Raw genomic sequence first — 17808 nt, 5'->3', positions numbered from 1 at the left:
CGTCGTTTAACCCGGCAGCAGGTTCAGCGTGACGCGGCTGTCTTGGCATTCTATGCGCTGATGCCGATCGCGTGGGCACCAGTGCTCGTGCAAGCACTTGCGCGCCGCCACGCCGCCGCCTGATCGAAGGCGGCGGTGTGGCGTTTTTTTGAGACCCCGTTCAGCCCATGCGGCGCGCACCCAAGTCGGAAGCTACAAGGCCCCGGGCGGCAAGCGCAGGGGCCTTGCAGGGCTTCGCGGACCTGCCTGCGTCAATCGTCAGATGCTTCCGCCTCTGTGTGCTTCACTGATTCTGGCACCTCGCGACCGAACACGGCCGGCATCCAGCCGCTGCCCTCGGCCAGTCGCTCGGCCTCCTGAGCAATCTCGGCTTTCTTGAGCTTGGACAGGCGGGACACTTCATTCGGCGCGAACTGCGCCACCGCGTTCAGGACGGCGACCTTGGGCACGTGCTGGAAATAGCTCTCGGCCGTGGGTTTCCACCAAGCGGCCATGTCAAGGTCCAGCGCCTGCGCCAGTTCAGCGCCGGGCTGACTGGCGGTCGTGCGGGGCGTCACGACGTCCACCGCTGGGGCGGTGCACAGCGCCAACAGTTGCACCAGTTCATCCTGGGACTTGTCCAGCAGTGCAGTGAACAGTTCGCCCGGTTCCTGCGGCAGACGGTCGGCCCAGGCATGCCGCAGTTCGCGCAGCGCGAGCGCGGCGGGCGACTCGGGCCAGTCGGGTGCCAGGTCTTCCAGTCGATCACGCAGGCTCAGGCGCAAACCCAGGGGCAGGGCGTTGCGATAGCCGCCCTGCAGGGCCTGCTGCACCAGGGCGTGCACCAGCGCAGCCAGTGCCACCTGCGGTTGGCGCGCCAGTTCGATCTGCAGGGCGGCGGTGCGGTGGGCGCTCAGGCGCTGCGCCAGCCGGTCGGACAGGTGTTCCGTGACGTGCAGTGTGTCGCCCGTGGGTGGTCCATCCGAATCGCTGCCTTCGCCGCCAGGGGGCTGGCCGTTGCCGGCGCGTTGGCGCACCGCCTCCAGCGCGCGCAGCGCCTTGGCTTCGGCGTCGCGCAACAGTCCCCGGTGGATCAGGGGCTGCCCCTCTCGGTCCAATGTGACGATGGCTCCGGCCATCGCCCGGACCTCGGGCGCGTGGCCGCTCAGCTGGGACTGCACGGCTTCCAGGTCGGCCGCGAGGGCCTCGCGGCGCTGGTGCAGGGTTTCGGCCTTGTCCTCGTCGTCCGCGTCGTAGGCTTGTTCCAGCGCGGCATCAGTGCGGGCGATGCGGCCTTGCAGTACCTCCATGCGCCGCACCTCGCGTGCCGTGGGTTCGCGGCGCGTGCGAGGTGCGTTCTTGAACGCTTGCCGTTCGGCAGGGCTCAGGTACGGCACCGCCTCCACCCAGGCCCAGCCCTCGGCGCGCACAGGCTCGGCCAGCGCCTCCAGCTTCTCGCGCACCAGCCGCTCCAGCAGCGCTGCATCGGTCAGGGTGGTGCCGGTGTCCTCGTCCTCGGCGAACAGGTCGCGACGGATGCTACCCCCTGCCGCGGTGTAGGCATCCAGGCCGACGAAGCGCACCAGGGCATGGTCGGCGCCGACTTCCCGTTCGGTCAGGCGCTGGCGCAGCGCTACCGGGCTGCGCTGCCATTCTGGTGCTTCATAGAACGCGGCCTCCTGGGCCGCGTGGTCATCGGTCACGGCCAGCGCCATCAACTGCTCCAGGCTGAGGGCTTCGGCGCGGTAGTCGGCCATCAGGTGGGGCGAGACATTGGCGAGTTTGAGGCGGCGCTGCACCACCAGCGGCGTGACGCCGAAGTCGGCCGCGATGTCTTCCACCGGGCGACCCTCGGCCACCAGGGCGGCGAAGGCCTCGAACTGGTCGGCCGGGTGCATGACCTCGCGCTGCACGTTCTCGGTGAGGCTGGCGGTGCGTGCGCTGCTGTCGGCCACCAGCAGGCAGGGCACGTCCCAATCCTTGGCGATGCGGCGCTTCTTGGCCAGCAGCTTGAGGGCTGCGAAGCGGCGGCCTCCGGCCACCACCTCGTAGTGCTCACCGTCCGCTGCCAGGGTGACGGTGAGGTTCTGCAGCAGGCCCACGCGTTCGATGCTGGCGGACAGCGCTTCGATGGACGGACCTGCCGTCTTGCGCACGTTGCGGCGCGACGGGCGCAGCCGCGACAGCGGCACGAGCAGCATTTGCTGCGAGGGCTGGGCGGGCACCTGCGGTGTGGGGATGGCTTGCAGGACCTGGACTTCGGGATGGGTGAGTGCGTTCATGGTGAAACTCCGGTGGGTGGGTGCGTGAGAAAAACGGGACGGTGCGCGGCGTTAGGGCCAAGCCCCGCGCGCCGCGCGCGGGGGGATGAAAAGGGGATCAGCCCTTGAGCTGGCGCAGGCCATCGGCCAGCAGCCACAGGGCGCGGTTCAGTCGAAGGTTCTGGTCGATGCCCTGCACGGGGCGGGTGCTCTGGCGGCGCCCGTTGGCGCTTCGGCCGGTCAGCCCGCCCTTGATCAGGTTCTCCTGGGTGCGGTTGAACACGCTCCACAGGTCGCGCCGGTCGTCGTCGTGGCGGCGCGGCATCAGGATTTGCGATTCGGTGACGGGCGGTGCCTTCTCGGCGTCGTCGTACTTTAGGGCCAGCGCGGCGCGCGCGAACACCTCGGATTCGCCCGTGTCCAGCGTCACGGCCTGCATGGCCTCGCGCGACTCTTGCGCCTGCCCGAAGCCCTGCAGCACCGTGTAGGCGCCCTCGATCACCTGCGCGGTCACGTCGCCCTTGTGCGGCACGCGCACGTCGGCCACGGTGTCGCCGCACACCAGACCGTTCTGGCAGACGAAACGGAACATGCCGGCCAGCATCTGGTAGCTGCTGGTGCCGTCGTGCGAGTTCAGCAGGATGATTTCGTTGGCCTCGCGACCGTTGATCTGGCTGGCGTGGCGAAGCCGGATCAGGTGCTTGGTGAACTCGCGCCGGTCGTCCTGACGCACGCCGGTCTGGCACACCATGAAAGGCTGGAAGCCCTCGCCGCGCAGTTCCTGCAGCACGGTGGCGGTGGGGATGTAGCTGTAGCGCTCGGAGCGGCTGCCGTGTGGCGCCTCGGCAAAGATGGATGGGGCCACGGCGCGGATCTGGTCATCCGACAGCGGGGACTCGGAACGCAGCACCGGCGAACGCGGTGCGAAACGGGAGGCAAGTTGCATGTCATTTCTCCAAATGAAGCTGGCTGTTGAAAACCCCCACCGGATTCCTAGATTCGGAGCCCTCTTCGGGTCTTCCGGTGGGGTCGGCGCAGAGACCTGGGCCGGCCCCGTTGCCACCGTCTTTCCTGAGTTCATCGCCCGCGACCACAGGAGCGCGCCGCTCGGTGCCGTCAAGGAGGCAAGCGCCAGGGCTGGTGCGGCCCGCAGGCGCAGCCGAGGACACGGCCTGGCGCGCCTTGACGGCACCGAGCGGTGGGCTACGGTCGCGCCAGTGGTGATGGACGAGGGAAGAGGGCGCCAGTGGCCCTTTGGCCGCAGATGGCGCCGACCCCACGCAAGCGCAGCGCGCAGGACCGGACGTGAGGCCGGGCCGAAGGCGTCAGCCGACCGGAGGGAAGGGAACGATGGAAGCCCGCCAGGGGCGAGACGTCGGAACCGCAGGGCCCGTGGGCTCGATGCGCAGCACGACAGCGCGGCCGGCCAACCCCCAATGGCCGGAGACGCCCAGTGACCGCGATCGCTCTACGATGACGGAATGCCTGAGAAAGACACTGCCCACTCCGACGACCCCCTGGATCAGATGCTCACCCGCTCTGATGCGCTGATGGAGCGACTGACCGAGCTGCTCGACGACGCCGAGTTCGATGGTTCTCCGCGAGGCGAAGCAGCCCTGGGCATGTGCGTGGTGGCCATGGAGCACGCGACAGCACTGCGCGCCCTGATGGCGCTGGGCCTGCCGACCTCGGCGGTTAGCCTGATGCGCCTGCAGTTCGAGGCACTGACCCGGGCCCTGTGGCTGATCTATGCCGCCAGCGACGCGGCCATCGAGAAGCTGTCGGCGCCGCTTACCATCGAAACCGAACAGGCCGCCAAGAACCTGCCCAGCGCAAAGGAAATGATCGATCAGATCGGCAAGCGGGTGGGGCAGGGCGTGCCCGCAGCGGCCCACGGGATGCTGACCCAGTTCAAGGACGTGTCCTGGAACGCCATGAACTCCTTCGTGCACGGCGGCATCCACCCGTTGCGGCGCAGCGCGGATGGTTTCCCCGTGCACCTGGCTCTGCAGGTGCTGCGCAACTCCAATGGTCTGAGCACCATGACCGGCATGACGATGGCCGTGCTCACTGGCGATGAATCCATCGTCAAGCCGATGAGCAAGATCCAGCCGGCGTTCGCCGACTGCCTGCCGGATCTGCTGAAGCCCTGAAAACCAGGGCGTCCGTGACGCCCTGGTGGCTGGTCAGACGACGATGCGTCCGGCCAGCCGCGCGTCTCGCGCGTAGGCGCTCAGCCGCTTTTCGGCGCGAAAGTGCAGATCGCGCTCAACCGGCAATCCGAGCCGACCACGCACGGTGGCCAGCTCCTGAAGACTGACCCAGCCTAGCTCGGGCGCACCCAAGCCCAGGTCGCACAAACCGAAAGCATGATCGCGGTCGTCCGGGTCGATCTCGGTCAGCAGCCAGGTTGCGCCAGCGTCGGGTGTGAACAGCTTGACCACGGGCGCCGGGTCGAAGTCAGGGTTCTGCAGCGTTTCGCGGCCATTGGCCAGCAGCAGCACGCGCTGCTCGTCGGTGATGAGTGCGTTCATGGTGAACTCCAGAAGGAATGCCGGGCGGGATTGCCCGCAGCCTCTGGGTCACGCCGCAGCGCAGCGGTCAAGGTTCGTAGACGGCCGCCCAGGCCGCCAGCGCATCACCGATGCGCGCCGACCTTGACGGCGAGAACGGCGTGGCACGCTGGGTGCAACAGCAAGCCAGCCCAATCCCACTTCCCTGATTCCCCAGGGGTAGGGCGCGTTCAGGGAATCTGGGGTTCCAGGCGACTCACCGAATCCAGCGAGACAGGCATCCCGTGCACGTCCTCAACCAGGTCCACATCTGACTTCGTCCCGAGCGCCACCACTTTTGCAGCAATGCGCGACTCCATCGAGGTTCGTGGCGCCACCACCAGAATGACGCAGCCGTCGCAAACCAGCTCGTGGTCGTCGGAAGCCTGCACGCGGAATTTCGCGCTTCGCTCCCCGAGCCGTTCAACCCAGCCCCGCAGCTTCAGGGTTGATCCTGGCGGGATCGGCCCCTTGTGCTCCAGTTCGATTGTCCGACCCACCACGACCTCCGAGTCGGCATCCACATGCCGCTGCATCTCTCGGATGCAGATGGACTCCACGACGGCAACCAGATACCCGGTCGCCAGGCATTCGATCAGACGTTGCGCATAGTCGCTCCCATGCGGGAGCCTGGAAAACAGCGCCCGGGCCGTCTGCTCCGGCGGCACGCTGTAGGTTTCTTCAAAGGAGATTTCGCTGATGCCTTGGTGGTTCATGGGTTGGAGAGATGGGTTGATGAAGCGCATTCGGTCCGAAACCCCGCGTTAAATCGGGGTGGCGGGAACAGCTTTCGATCCTCCTTTGGATCTATCGCGTCTTCAACCCAGCCAGGCGTTCTCCAGCGTAGCTGGCGCGATGCGGTTGTCCGTCCGAGGCAAACGGGGGGCACCGTCTCCGGCCTCGAAGCCATGAAGTGCTCGTGCCACTGTGCGGTGGCACGCTGTTGGGCAGGAAACGAAAATCCGGGAGCCGGTGTGGCTCCCGGTTGTGTTGGCTCAGATCAGCCCGCGTTCTGCGAAGGACAGAATCGTCGGTCCGGCCACGATCAGGTGATCGATGACCCGCACGTCCACCAGCGACAGCGCGCTCTTGAGGGTCTGGGTCAGATGCTCATCGGCCCGTGAGGGCTCGGCCACGCCCGACGGGTGGTTGTGGACCAGAACGATGGCCGCCGTGTTGTGTGCCATGGCTTCCTTGACCACCTCGCGCGGATAGACCGACGTTTGAGTCACGGTGCCGCGGAACATCTCCACGTACTCGATGACCCGGTGTTGGGCGTCCAGATGGATCACCGCGAACACCTCGTGCTCCAGCGTGCCCAGCTTGATGCGCAGGAAGTCGCGCACCGCCTGCGGCGACGACAGCATCTCGGTGCCGCGCAACTGGCCCGCCAGCACCCGCAACGCGGCCTGCAGCACTTCAGCCGGCTCGGCAGGACGGTAGCTGCCCGCGACATCGCGAACGAGCAGGGAAGAATCGATGGAAGACGTGAACGACAGGGAAGACAGCTGCGACATGATCGGCTCCGGTTTGGAATCGGGCGGGATTGCCCGGAACCGGCCACCCACGCCGCAGCGCAAGCGGTCAGGGGTCGGAGGCGAAGCCAGAGACGGCCGCCAGGACGCCAGCGTGCAAGGCACGCGCAGCCCTTGACGGCGAGAACGGCGTGGTAGGTTGAAAGGGCAAAGCAAGACCGCCACCCCCGCACACCACAACAGCCCCGGCAAGCGGAGTGCGCAGCGGCCACGCCGCGGAGACGTCAGGGATCGCAGCCGAATGGCCGCGACCCGGCACGGGGCGCGGGGCGCAGCTCGCAGAGCCCGACGGCGGGACGCCGGGACGTTGTATCAAGGTCGCACGACCCGGACATCCGTCGACGACCAGACTGTCACCGCCACTGGCACTGGCTTCGTTTGTCAACTTCACTCTGACTTGTGAGATAATGAATGTAGTCCGAGAATGTGTTTGCTTTTATACATATAAATCAACAGGTTAATTAAGTGATGGGCGAAATGAAGGAAGAGCAGTCAGATTTAGCCCAGATGGTTCGCCTGGCTCTGGCCGAGCAGACAGAAGACGTGCGCCTGTTCGCGGCGCGACTGGTCCGCAAGTACCGTGGGACGGCGCCCGACCTGGCCGAGCAACTCGAACTGTTCCTGAAGTCGAAGCCGGTACGCAGCGTCTCTCCCATGCGCAAGCTGTCGCCTCCGCCGTCGGCGACCCAAGCCCTGCCGGTCGATGACGAATCCCGCCTCTCGCTCCTGAAGGTGTTCAAAGACGAGCCGACGAAAGACGCGCCGCTGCTGTCCAGCGATGTCGAGGATGTCTTGGGGCAACTCATCGCCGAGCGCCGACAGAGTGAACGGCTGCGGGCCATGGGGCTGACGCCGACCCGCTCCGCCATCTTTGTGGGACCGCCCGGGGTTGGCAAGACGCTTACGGCACGCTGGCTCGCCGCGCAGTTGAAGGTGCCGCTGTACGTGCTCGACCTGACCGCCGTGATGAGTAGCCTGCTTGGCAAGAGCGGCGCCAACCTGCGGGCGGCCATCGACTTCGCCAAGCGCGATCCCTGCGTGCTGCTGCTGGACGAGATCGATGCCATCGCCAAGCGGCGCAGTGATGACAGCGACGTGGGCGAACTCAAGCGCCTGGTCACGGTGATCCTGCAGGAAGTCGACGAATGGCCCGCCAGCAGCGTATTGCTGGCGGCTACCAACCACCCTGAACTGATCGATCCAGCGCTGTGGCGCCGCTTCGACCTGGTGGTCCAGTTCAAGACGCCCGATGGGCAGGCCGTCAAGGAAGCTATCAAGCGTTTTCTGGGGCCGGACTACGCCCTTTTTGCCCGTTGGATCGACATCCTGGTGTTTGCATTCGCCGGGCACTCCTTCAGCGACATCGAGCGCGATGTGCAGCGTTTCCGGCGCGCCGTGGCCCTGGGTACGACCACCGACGCCGATCTGGTTGAGGACTTCATGAAGGCTCGCGCTTTGGCTCTCGACAGGCAGGGGCGTATCGACCTGGCAGTGATGCTGGCCAAGCAGACCCGCCTGTCCCAACACGCCGTCTCCGACATCACGGGCGTGAGCCGGGACACGATCCGCAAATACACCAACGATACGCCTGCGGCACGAAAGACCGCGCTCAGGAGAAAGGCTGACGCATGAGCCAAACCAATTTTTTGATCGGTCGTGGCGAACTGTTGACCCATGACATTGTCGGTCCGAGACGCATGCCCGGCAAGGCTGAGGTCTACACCTTCGCGCAGGCGCGGGAACAGTTGGTGCCCCAATTCCGCAGCGCTGCGAAGGCGCTCGACGAACTGTCTGCCGACGCCTGTCCGGGAGACTTCGCCGTGGCCCGGTTGATGATGAATCCCAGCTTCATTGCTCGCTCCTATTTCCCAACCGGCCTGTTGCGTAGCACGGGGCTGGAGTCCATCGGCAGCCGCACCGTCAAGGTCAAGCCGAAGGCTTGGACTCGCAAGGGGCAGCCACAAGAGACCACAACCACCGAACTGTTCGTCGCTGGCAAGCGCCAAGCCTTCCGTAAGCTCTCGCAGTGGACGGAAACTATCGACGTGCAGTCCGACGAGGGCGAAGACCTGACCCACATCGAACAGTTCGCCGCCTTCGCGCCAGCGGAGCGCATCGTGAGCCTAGGTGGCCCGAAGGATCGCTTTTTCGAGGTGGGCCTGCATCTGTTGCCTGACGAAGATCCTGGCCTGATTCAGCAGGCTTTCGTGAAGTTCGCCCAGCGGGAGGGCGTGAAGGTCCATAGTGAAGTCGATTTCGTCGCAGGCAACCTGTGGTTCGTGCCGGTCGAGGGAAAGCCGCGCGAAGTCGAGAGGCTGGCCAGTTTTGCCTTCGTCCGGGTGATCCGGCCGGTGCCCAAGCTGCGCGGCATCCGCCCGTTACAACGCAGCGGTGGGCCCTCGGTAGGGTGCAGCCTCCCCACCGAGCAGGCCCTGTCGTCTGAGCCTCGCGTCGCCATCCTGGACGGTGGCTTGCCGAAGCACCACCCAATCGGTCCCTGGCTGGGCTCGTACCGCAAGCTCGACGAGGACGCCGACGATGACCCGCATGGCCCGGAGCACGGCCTGGGCGTGACCTCGGCCGTGCTGTTCGGACCGATCCAGCCCAACGGAGCGGCCGGCAGGCCTTTCGCCCCGGTGGACCATTTGCGTGTGCTCGACCAGGAATCGGGTGGCGAAGACCCGCTGGAGCTGTATCGCACGCTCGGTCTCATCGAACAGGTTCTGCTGTCCCGCTCCTACGAGTTCATCAACCTGAGCCTGGGGCCGGACCTCGAAGTGGAGGATCAGGAGGTCCATGCTTGGACCTCCGTCATCGACGAACTGCTCAGCGATGGCGACACGCTCATGACCGTGGCCGTGGGCAACAACGGAGAACGCGACCGCGAGCTCGGCTACAGCCGGGTGCAGGTTCCGTCTGACTGCGTGAATGCGCTCGCGGTCGGCGCGGCCGATGACACCGGCGCGGACTGGGCTCGCGCGCCCTACAGCGCGATCGGGCCGGGCCGCAGCCCCGGCGTCGTCAAGCCGGATCTGATGGCCTTCGGCGGCAACCCGGCGGCCAAATACTTCCACGTCTTGGCCCCGAACGAGAAACCGGTGCTGACGCCACAGCTCGGCACCAGCTTCGCGGCGCCGTACCTGCTGCGCAGTGCGGTCGGTATCCGTGCGATCCTGGGCGGCAACCTGACGCCTCTCGCCATCAAAGCCTTGCTGGTCCATGCGGCTGATTCCGGCGAACATGACCCGATCGAAGTGGGCTGGGGAAAGATTCCCGAGGACACGCTCGACATCATCACGTGCCCGGATGGCGTGGCCAGGGTTGTCTATCAGGGGGAGCTCAAACCCAGCAAATACCTGCGCGCCAGCCTTCCGCTGCCCAAGGAGGGCCTGACGGGCAACGTCCGCCTAAAAGCCACGTTCTGCTATGCGTCGCCCACCGATCCGCAGGATGCCGCAGCCTACACCAAGGCTGGTCTCGAAGTCGTCTTCCGACCCAACGACGAAAAGATCAAGGACGGCAAGAGCAACGCGGAAACCAAGGGCTTTTTCGACCTGAAGAAGTTCGCCACCGAACAGGAACGCCGTTCGGATCAGGGCAAGTGGGAAACCGTTCTGCACGGGGCCAAGACCTTCCGTGGTTCCAGCCTCAATAACCCTGTGTTCGACATCCATTACAACGCCCGCGACGGTGGTGGCCGAGCCACAGGTCCTGAGAAGATTCGATACGCGCTGATCTTGTCGGTCGAGGCGCCGAAGCACGCCGATCTGTACAACGACATCCTGCGCGCATACGCCAAGACGCTGGTGCCGATCCAGCCGCAGGTGTCGTTGCCGATCCGCATTCGGTGATATCGAAGGTGGAATCCAAAGCAAGCTTGAAGCAGCGAGGACTAAGGAGCAAGGAGAAGACCGATGCCGGAGCCTTTGAAGAGCAAAGACAAGAATGGGGCGCCGTTCACGCGACCGCGGGAGATTGAGGCCTGCTTGGTAAGACTGGAGTCGCTCGATGCTGCTATACGCCTGCAGGCTTTCGCCATCACGTCGAGAAAAAGCGACGGCTATGTTCCGTCGGAAGCGATGACGTATTTCCTGCGGCGCGCCTGGGATGCTGGTGCCCAGAGCGAGTTCAAGCAGATCTTCGAACTGCTTATGAAACGCGTCGGGCAGTCCCTGTGTTCGACGATCTCCGACGCCCGTATGGCCGGGGCGCAGGGCATACGCGAAGAGGTCATGGGCCGATTCGCCGAGCGAATCGCCAAGGACTGCAACGGCCGCTTCGCCATGCTGGACTTCTTTGAGGTGCGGTTCGACCTGGCATTTTCCCGGTTCCGCAAGACTGTGCTGAGGCAGATCGGGCCGGCTGCGGTGGTCACCGTGCCGCTCTCCACCGACGGTGATGAAGGTCAGGACATTTCTCCTGAGGTCGAAGCAGCCGCAGCCGACTTCCTCGGAGGTGACCCCAAAAAAATTGACGACCCGGCTTTCCGGTTGGAGCTAGACGCTGCGATTGATGCATTACCAGATGATCAGAGACGGGTCGTGGGCTTGTTGCGACAAGGTTTCCAGACCCACTCAGAGGACCCCAACATGATGACTATCTCCAAGATGCTGAAGTGCGATGAGAGGACCGTAAGAAATCGCAAAGTCCGAGCGTACAAGACCTTGAGGGCCGCTCTTCAGGGGGACGTATGAGCACCTCAAAGCCCTTCCCCGCGGACGAGGAATCCGTGCTGATGGCGTTCTCCATGGAGCCCGACCATGGCCGGGAAACGCTCGAGCGCTACATCAGCGAGTACCCGCAGCATGCGACTGCGCTGATCGACTGTTCGATCGATCTGCGTCATCAGCCGCCAGCGGAAGATGTTTCGGCAGCCGAGGTGCCGGATAGTCTGGTGGACAAGGCCTGGCAACGGTTTGAGCGGGCTGTCCAGCAGCCCGCCGCGGAGGTGGTGAATCCGTTCGCCAAGCTCAATTCGAGCGGCTTCAAGTCGCTCGCGCGTAGCCTGGATGTCAGCAATCTCTTTCTGATGCGCGTGCGCGATCGAGCCATCAGCGCTGCAACCATTCCCGCCCGATTCGTCGAGAAGCTTGCTTCGGAGTTGGGCGCCACAGTGCAAGCTGTGGGCGCGTACCTGCAGGGCCCACCGGGGATGGTCTCCGGACATGCTTTTCGGTCCAGCGTGAAGCCGAGTGTGGGAGAACAGATCACATTCGACCAAGCGGTCGCGACTTCACAGCTCACGCCAGAACAGCAGGCGACGCTGAAGGCGTTGTCGGACTAAAGCGATGGACGCCACCGAGGCCGCTCGCCGGGAAGCAGAACGCCTGCACCGTGCGAACGTCGCGGCCGGTGGCGATCCGACCCAACCTCTGGAGTTTGCGCGTCGGGAAGCCACGAGTCGCAGCTTGGATTTGTATGCGCTGCAGGTAGGGGATACGCAACTAAAGGGAGGCAGAGCCACACTCGACAGCCAGGCTGGAAGCATCCTCTACGAGGATCGCGGATCGGACTTCGAACGCGCCTTCCTCATCGCACACGAACTCGGCCATGTCGTGCTGGAAGGTGGCGTGCTGGACGTGGTGACGGTGGACGTCGAGCCTGATCGATCGATGGAGGACGCTCCGGTCGGTGTCGATCGCGTTCTTGACTACGGGGCGCGCGAGCGGCGTGAGGTCAAGATGGACCTCTTCGCGCGAGAGTATCTGCTTCCGCGCCCTGTGCTGCGCGAGTTGCATGTCAACGAGGGGCTGAGCTCCCTCATGATCGCGACGCGCTTTGGCGCGCCGCTCGCCGTCGTGCAGCAACAGTTGCTGGATGCACTGCTGCTGCCACCGGCCGAAGAGCCGCACCCCGTAGGCACCGGCGCCGTGGCAGCTCCGCTCACCCCAGACCCCACGCAGGCTCAGGCGGCAGCACATCGTGGCTTGGCGTTTCAGCTGCAGGCAGGGCCGGGTACGGGCAAGACGCGGACGCTTGTTCGTCGCATCGAAGGGTTGCTTGCGGACGGCGTCGATCCCACTACGATCCTGGTACTCACCTTCTCCAACAAGGCGGCCAATGAACTGTGCGAGAGGATTGCCGCGAGCAATCCTCTCGCGGCGGTAGCGATGTGGATCGGCACATTCCACGCGTTTGGCCTAGACATCGTTCGCCGCTTCCACGACCGACTGGCGCAGCCGCCGGACCCGCGACTGATCGACCGGACGGAGGCAATTGAACTCCTGGAGGACGAGTTTCCGCGGCTCGACCTGAAGCACTATCGCAACCTCTGGGATCCGTCCCAGGACTTGAGCGACATGCTGAGCGCGATCTCGCGCGCCAAGGATGAGGTTGTCGATGCTGCGGGTTATCGCGCCCTCGCGCAGTCCATGGCGGTCCGAGCGGGAACCGACCAGGACGCCAAGGTCCGCGCCCAGAAGTGCCTGGAGGTTGCCACGCTCTTCGAAGCGTACGAACGGCTGCTGACCGGGCGCCAGCTGCTGGACTTCGGCGACCTGGTTGCGCTGCCGGTCCGTCTTGTCGAGGGTAGCGCCGAGGTAAGGGACGCCCTGCGTGCTCGCCATGAGCATGTGCTGGTAGATGAGTACCAAGATGTCAACCGCGCCTCGGTCCGGCTCCTGAAGGCCATCGTCGGCGACGGCCGCAACCTGTGGGTTGTCGGCGATGCACGCCAGTCCATCTACCGCTTCCGCGGCGCCTCTGCGACGAACATCGCGCGCTTTTCGATCGACTTCCCTGGCGCGCAGGCCGCACGGCTGGGCGTCAACTATCGCTCTGACGAGCGCATTGTCGATGTGTTCACCGAGTTCGCGCGTGGTATGCAAGCATCCGCCGGTGCTTTGCCGCTGAAGCTAAAGGCCGACCGCGGCACCAAGGGAGAACGGGTAGAGCTTCGCGTTGCTGACTCGGCTGACGACGAAATCTCCGCGCTTGCCGCGTCGATTTCAGCCCTGCGTGAGCAGGGCATTGCCTACGGTGGCCAGGCGGTTCTGTGCGCGTCCAACGCGCGCCTGAACGCCATTGCCGAAGGTCTTGAAGCCAGAGGCATTCCCGCGCTGCACCTTGGAAGCCTGTTCGAGAGGCCGGAAATCAAGGATCTCCTGGCCTTGCTGTCGCTTGCGTCCGACCCACGGGCGGCCGCGATGGTGCGCGTGGCAACCACGGCCTGGTATCAAATGCCGCTGCAGGATGTCATGCGGGTCATCGAGCACCTGCGAGCGGCGAATCCAGCCTCGATGGCATGGTTGGCCATGCATGCCGAGGTGGACGGCCTGGCAGAGGGCACTCGGGAAGCACTCTCGCGCTTGTCCACGCTTTTCGCGGGCGTGAGCGCATCGACGAACCCCTGGACTCTGCTAGCCGGATGGACGATCGACAGTCTCGGACTCGCGAAGACGCTTTATCAGGCTGGTGATGCGCAGAGCCGCATGCAAGGTCTGGCCATCTGGCAGTTCCTGAACTTCTGTCGCCGGCAGCCCAGAGGGCAGGGCGTGCCAGTGCTTCGGCTGCTTGATCGCATCCGACGCCTGGTGCTGCTCTCGGAGGATCGTGGACTGAGCCAGCTGCCCCGCAGCGCCGAGAACATCGACGCTGTGCGCTTGATGACCATCCACGGAAGCAAGGGGCTGGAGTTCGATGTCGTTCATCTGCCTGGCATGGTGACGTCCGGCCTGCCGCGCAACGACGTGCCGCCGCGTTGTCTTCCACCGGATGGTCTGATCCACGGTTCGGAGGGGTTGACCGGTATCGAGGCGGTGAAGGCCGGCCACGACGAGGAAGAAGAGTGCTTGTTCTTCGTCGCACTCTCGCGAGCGCGCGACAGGCTGCAGCTGTATGCCTACGCCAGGCAGGCTGATGGGCGTGCCCGTAGCCCCTCCAGGTTCGTCGCTCCGATCGACCGATTCCTTGTTCGTCCGGTCCCGGTGCCGTTGCGAGCCGGCCCGACATCGACGAGCGTGCCGCTATCCATCACATGGCAAGGGCGTCCTCAATGGACCGACATCCAGGTCAACCTCTTCGAGCGTTGCCCGCGCCGCTTCCTGTACACGCACGTGCTGAGGCTGGGCGGTCGGCGAACCGAAACGGCGTTCATGAAGATGCACAACGTCGTGAGCGATGTGTTCGAGTGGCTGAAGCGCGAGCACGAGACGACGAGCCCCACAGTCGATGAGTTGGCGGCGCGCTTCGAGGAGGCGTGGCGCTCCAAGGGAGTGGCGGAGCATGGTTACGCGGAAGACTACCGGCGCATCGGCAGACGGCTCGTCGACTTTCTCATCGAGAGCCGCAGCCGCGGGGTGCCCGCGCCAGCACCTCCGATCTCGTTGGGTTGGGCGGAGGGCGAGATCCTGGTCAGTCCCGATGGCGTAGCCCGCGAAGATGGGGGACGCGTCACGGTGCGACGCGTCAAGACGGGCAAGCAGCGCTCGAACGCCTTCGATGACATCGAATACACGGTTCTTCACCTTGCCGCCGTTCAAGCCTTCGGTCCGGGCGCGCAGGTCGAGGTGACCTACCTGACCAGCGAAACCATCCAGCCGATGGAAATCACGTCGCGCAAGCTGGAGTCCAGGCGCGAGAAGCTGCAATCCTTCCTTCAGGCGATGCAGGCCGGGCAGTTCCCGGCGAAGCCCGAGGCGCGCAGCTGTCCGCGCTGCCCGAGCTTCTTCCTCTGCGGCGACTTGCCCGGAGGGGCGTGGGTGCAAGAAAAACTTTGACCGGCCTTTCCGGTCTGGCGCTGGGCTGCGATTGACTGAGTAAGGGGGCCAGAAAGCCTGCAATCCCGCAGGTGATGGCTCCCCAAGAAAGGCAATCAAATGCAAACCCAAACCCACAGCGGCGATGACCGCCCCGATGTCGAAGATGTCGCGGCGGCGATCCGCGAAGGCCGCAGCCTGCGCCCGGCGGCGCTCTACCGGATCGTTGTCCTGGACGACCAGCTCCACGAGCGCAACGTCGACCTCGCCGATCCGGTGCCGACCGCGCGCCAGATCCTCCAGGCCGCCGGCGCGCGCCCGGTCGATGAGCACAGCGTCTATGCGATCCTGACCTCCGGCGAGTTCGAGGACCTGCGTCTGGATGAAACCTACGATCTGCGCGGCCGCGGCGCGGAGCGCTTCGTCATCTTCCAGACCGACCGCGCGTTCAAGTTCACGATCGACGACAGGCAGCTCGAATGGGGCAAGCCCAGCATCAGCGGACGCGTGCTCAAGGCGCTGGCCGGCGTCCCGCCGGAGACCTACGACGTCTACCTCGAAGTGCGCGGCGGGGGCCAGGACATCCTGATCCGCGACGGCGACCTGATTGATCTGGGTAAGCCGGGCATCGAGCGCTTCATCACGCTGATCCGCGACACCACGGAGGGGCTGCTCGCGCTGCCCGATGCGGACGAGCGCTATCTGAGCAGCCACGGCGTGGTCTTCGAGATGGTGAGCGACGGTGCGCACACGGGCGTCATCTTCAAGCAGTTGCCGCTGCCCGTCGGAAAGTTCAACCACCCCGCGGCCGACGTGCTCGTTCTCCTGCCGCCCGGCTATCCCGATGTCGCGCCGGACATGTTCTATTGCGACCCCTGGCTGACGCTGCAAGGCGTGGGGCGCTACCCGACCTGCGCCGACCAGGCCCACGCGTTCCAGGGCCGCAGCTGGCAGCGCTGGTCGCGCCACAACACGGCGTGGCGCCCGGGCATCGACGGCCTGCACACCATGCTCAAGCGCATTGAGCACGCCCTGGCGGAGGCGAAGTGATGTCGCCGGCCGTTCTGGATATCGTCCTGCTGGAGCCGCACGAGACGGCCCTGCGCTTGTTGCTGCAAAGGGAGAACGGGGCCGAGGCATCCGCCTATGTGCTGTTCGGCAAGGCCGACATCGCGGCAGACCCTTGGTCGGGCCTGCCTCGCACCAGGCTGATCTCGCACGAGGTCATTCCCGTCGCGGCCGATGAGATGGTTTCGGCATCGCCGGTCCACGTCACATGGTCCACCCGCGGCTTCATGCGCGTTCTCGGCGTCGCGAAGGAACGCGGCTTGGTCGCGGGCCTGGTGCACACGCATCCGAACGCGGCAGCGTTCTTCTCCGACCAGGATGACCGAAACGAGGCGGAGCTCGCCCGGACGACGTTCAACAAGGGCGTTTCCGGCCTGGCCAGCATGGTGTTCGGCCGCGATGACGGTATGGCGGGTAGGCTCTGGATCGCACCTGGCGAGACGGTCACGGCATCCTCGATCTCGCTGGTAGGCAGCCAGATCAAGATCGCGCGCACGGTGGCTGCAGCTGACGAAGACCAATTCCTGGCGCGGCAGGCCGCGCTCTTCGGCCGAGGGTTCAATCCGGTCGTGCGCGGGCTGCGGGTCGGCGTAGTAGGGAGCGGCGGAACGGGCAGTGCTGTCGCGATGCTGCTGGCGCGACTGGGCGTTGGCTTTCTGGGGCTGATGGACAAAGACACCATCGATGTCTCCAACCTCAACCGCGTGCATGGCTCGCGCGCCGCAGATGTGGCCGCCGGTCTGGCCAAGGTGGACATCCTCGCGCGCGAGATTCGCGCGGCAGACCTGGGCACGCAGGTCGTCACCAAGAAGGAGTGGGTCGGCCATCCCGATATGCGCGATCTGCTGCGCTCCTGCGATGTGCTGTTCGGTTGTACCGACGACCATCAGGGGCGTCTGATGCTCAACCGCCTGGCGCACTACTACGGCATCCCACTGATCGATGTGGGCCTGCGCATGCGCGCGGCACGCAGCGGCGCGGACTACGACATGACGGGCCGCGTGTCGACGATTCGCCCTGGCAACCCTTGTCTCATGTGTCTGGGTGTGGCCGATCCGCGCCGCGCTGCGGTCGAAGGGCTCCGACGCAGCGACCCGGCCGAGTTCGAGCGGCGTAAGGCGGAGGCCTATGTGGATGGCGGCGGCGACCCCGCGCCCGCCGTGGTCACGTTCACCACGGCCATCGCCTGCACAGCCGTCGATGAGCTCATTCAGGGCCTGACCAGTTTTCGCGGCCCCCAGGGCATGACGCACAACAGGATTCGCCGCTTCGACCGCATGGAGGATCGCGCCATGACCTGCCGGCCTGTCGCCTCTTGCCCGGTTTGTGCCAGCCAGGCGAGCTGGGGGCGTGGCGATGTCAATCCATTTCTTGGCGTGATCGGCTAACCATGAAGCGGCTTATCGCGCGCGCGCTGCGCAGGTTCGGGTGGCTGCACTACGACCTGCTCGTTTCACCGGTCACGCAGCATCCGGGCAAGAGTCCGGTGCCGCCTGGCGAGCTGTGGCTGGTCATTGACAGCGGCGTCAAGAAATGGGCTTGCATGAGCTGCCCGGGAGGTTGTGGGGTGCAGATCTCGCTTTCGCTCAACCCGGATCGACGGCCCCGGTGGTCGGTCGAAACCGACTTCTGGGGCAGGCCGACGCTCTTCCCCTCGGTTCAGGGGTCTCCTCGTTTTCAGTGCAATAAGTGACGGTACGAAAAGCTAGCACTGGCG

The 17808-nt window shown here is 65.3% G+C and carries 14 protein-coding genes; 9 read left to right on the top strand and 5 right to left on the bottom strand.

Going from position 1 to position 17808, the window contains the following annotated elements; genetic code table 11:
- Positions 1-251 precede the first annotated feature (251 nt).
- Entirely contained in the window at positions 252-2261 is a 2010-nt protein-coding gene (locus ACODS0_RS15965; RefSeq protein WP_488835954.1) for a ParB/RepB/Spo0J family partition protein, read from the bottom strand.
- 97 nt (positions 2262-2358) lie between these two features.
- Positions 2359-3186, bottom strand: a complete 828-nt coding sequence (locus ACODS0_RS15960) for a DUF932 domain-containing protein (RefSeq protein ID WP_488835953.1) — start codon at positions 3184-3186, stop codon at positions 2359-2361.
- Positions 3187-3721: 535 nt separating this feature from the next.
- Here ACODS0_RS15960 and ACODS0_RS15955 point away from each other — a divergent pair.
- Entirely contained in the window at positions 3722-4393 is a 672-nt protein-coding gene (locus ACODS0_RS15955) for a DUF6988 family protein (protein WP_488835952.1), read from the top strand.
- A 33-nt stretch (positions 4394-4426) separates the two neighbouring features.
- On the opposite strand, the gene ACODS0_RS15950 is transcribed toward ACODS0_RS15955, so the two are convergent.
- From ACODS0_RS15950 to radC, 3 genes are all read right to left on the bottom strand, one after another.
- Positions 4427-4774, bottom strand: a complete 348-nt coding sequence (locus ACODS0_RS15950; RefSeq protein ID WP_472905576.1) for a DUF2958 domain-containing protein — start codon at positions 4772-4774, stop codon at positions 4427-4429.
- 209 nt (positions 4775-4983) lie between these two features.
- Positions 4984-5508 (bottom strand): thioesterase family protein, encoded by a 525-nt coding sequence (locus tag ACODS0_RS15945; protein ID WP_488835951.1) that lies wholly within the window; start codon positions 5506-5508, stop codon positions 4984-4986.
- 279 nt (positions 5509-5787) lie between these two features.
- Positions 5788-6309 (bottom strand): RadC family protein, encoded by a 522-nt coding sequence (gene radC / locus ACODS0_RS15940; protein ID WP_209801849.1) that lies wholly within the window; start codon positions 6307-6309, stop codon positions 5788-5790.
- Between the two features lie 486 nt (positions 6310-6795).
- Between radC and ACODS0_RS15935 the strand changes: the two genes are divergently transcribed.
- From ACODS0_RS15935 to ACODS0_RS15900, 8 genes are all read left to right on the top strand, one after another.
- Positions 6796-7959: an AAA family ATPase gene (locus ACODS0_RS15935; protein ID WP_192871558.1), complete on the top strand. Its 1164-nt coding sequence runs from the start codon at positions 6796-6798 to the stop codon at positions 7957-7959.
- Complete coding sequence (locus ACODS0_RS15930) at positions 7956-10178, top strand: S8 family peptidase (protein WP_488835950.1); 2223 nt, start codon at positions 7956-7958, stop codon at positions 10176-10178. Before ACODS0_RS15935 ends, ACODS0_RS15930 begins: the two co-directional genes overlap by 4 nt.
- Positions 10179-10241: 63 nt before the next feature.
- Complete coding sequence (locus ACODS0_RS15925; protein WP_488835949.1) at positions 10242-11021, top strand: RNA polymerase sigma factor; 780 nt, start codon at positions 10242-10244, stop codon at positions 11019-11021.
- Positions 11018-11611 carry a hypothetical protein gene (locus tag ACODS0_RS15920; protein WP_488835948.1) on the top strand — a complete coding sequence of 198 codons (594 nt, stop codon included), beginning with the start codon at positions 11018-11020 and terminating at the stop codon, positions 11609-11611. Before ACODS0_RS15925 ends, ACODS0_RS15920 begins: the two co-directional genes overlap by 4 nt.
- A 4-nt stretch (positions 11612-11615) precedes the next feature.
- Positions 11616-15044, top strand: coding sequence for a UvrD-helicase domain-containing protein (locus ACODS0_RS15915; protein ID WP_488835947.1), 3429 nt, complete (start codon positions 11616-11618; stop codon positions 15042-15044).
- A 99-nt stretch (positions 15045-15143) separates the two neighbouring features.
- Entirely contained in the window at positions 15144-16073 is a 930-nt protein-coding gene (locus ACODS0_RS15910; protein WP_488835946.1) for a multiubiquitin domain-containing protein, read from the top strand.
- Positions 16073-17479 carry a ThiF family adenylyltransferase gene (locus ACODS0_RS15905; protein WP_488835945.1) on the top strand — a complete coding sequence of 469 codons (1407 nt, stop codon included), beginning with the start codon at positions 16073-16075 and terminating at the stop codon, positions 17477-17479. The genes ACODS0_RS15910 and ACODS0_RS15905 overlap by 1 nt, the downstream gene beginning before the upstream one ends.
- A 2-nt stretch (positions 17480-17481) precedes the next feature.
- Entirely contained in the window at positions 17482-17784 is a 303-nt protein-coding gene (locus ACODS0_RS15900; RefSeq protein ID WP_488835944.1) for a ubiquitination-like system serine protease family protein, read from the top strand.
- The last annotated feature ends 24 nt before the right edge of the window (positions 17785-17808 follow it).

The organism is Acidovorax sp. FG60, from assembly GCF_057808995.1.
Note: the sequence above shows the minus strand (reverse complement) of the source record. Positions and strands in the feature narration are given on the sequence as shown.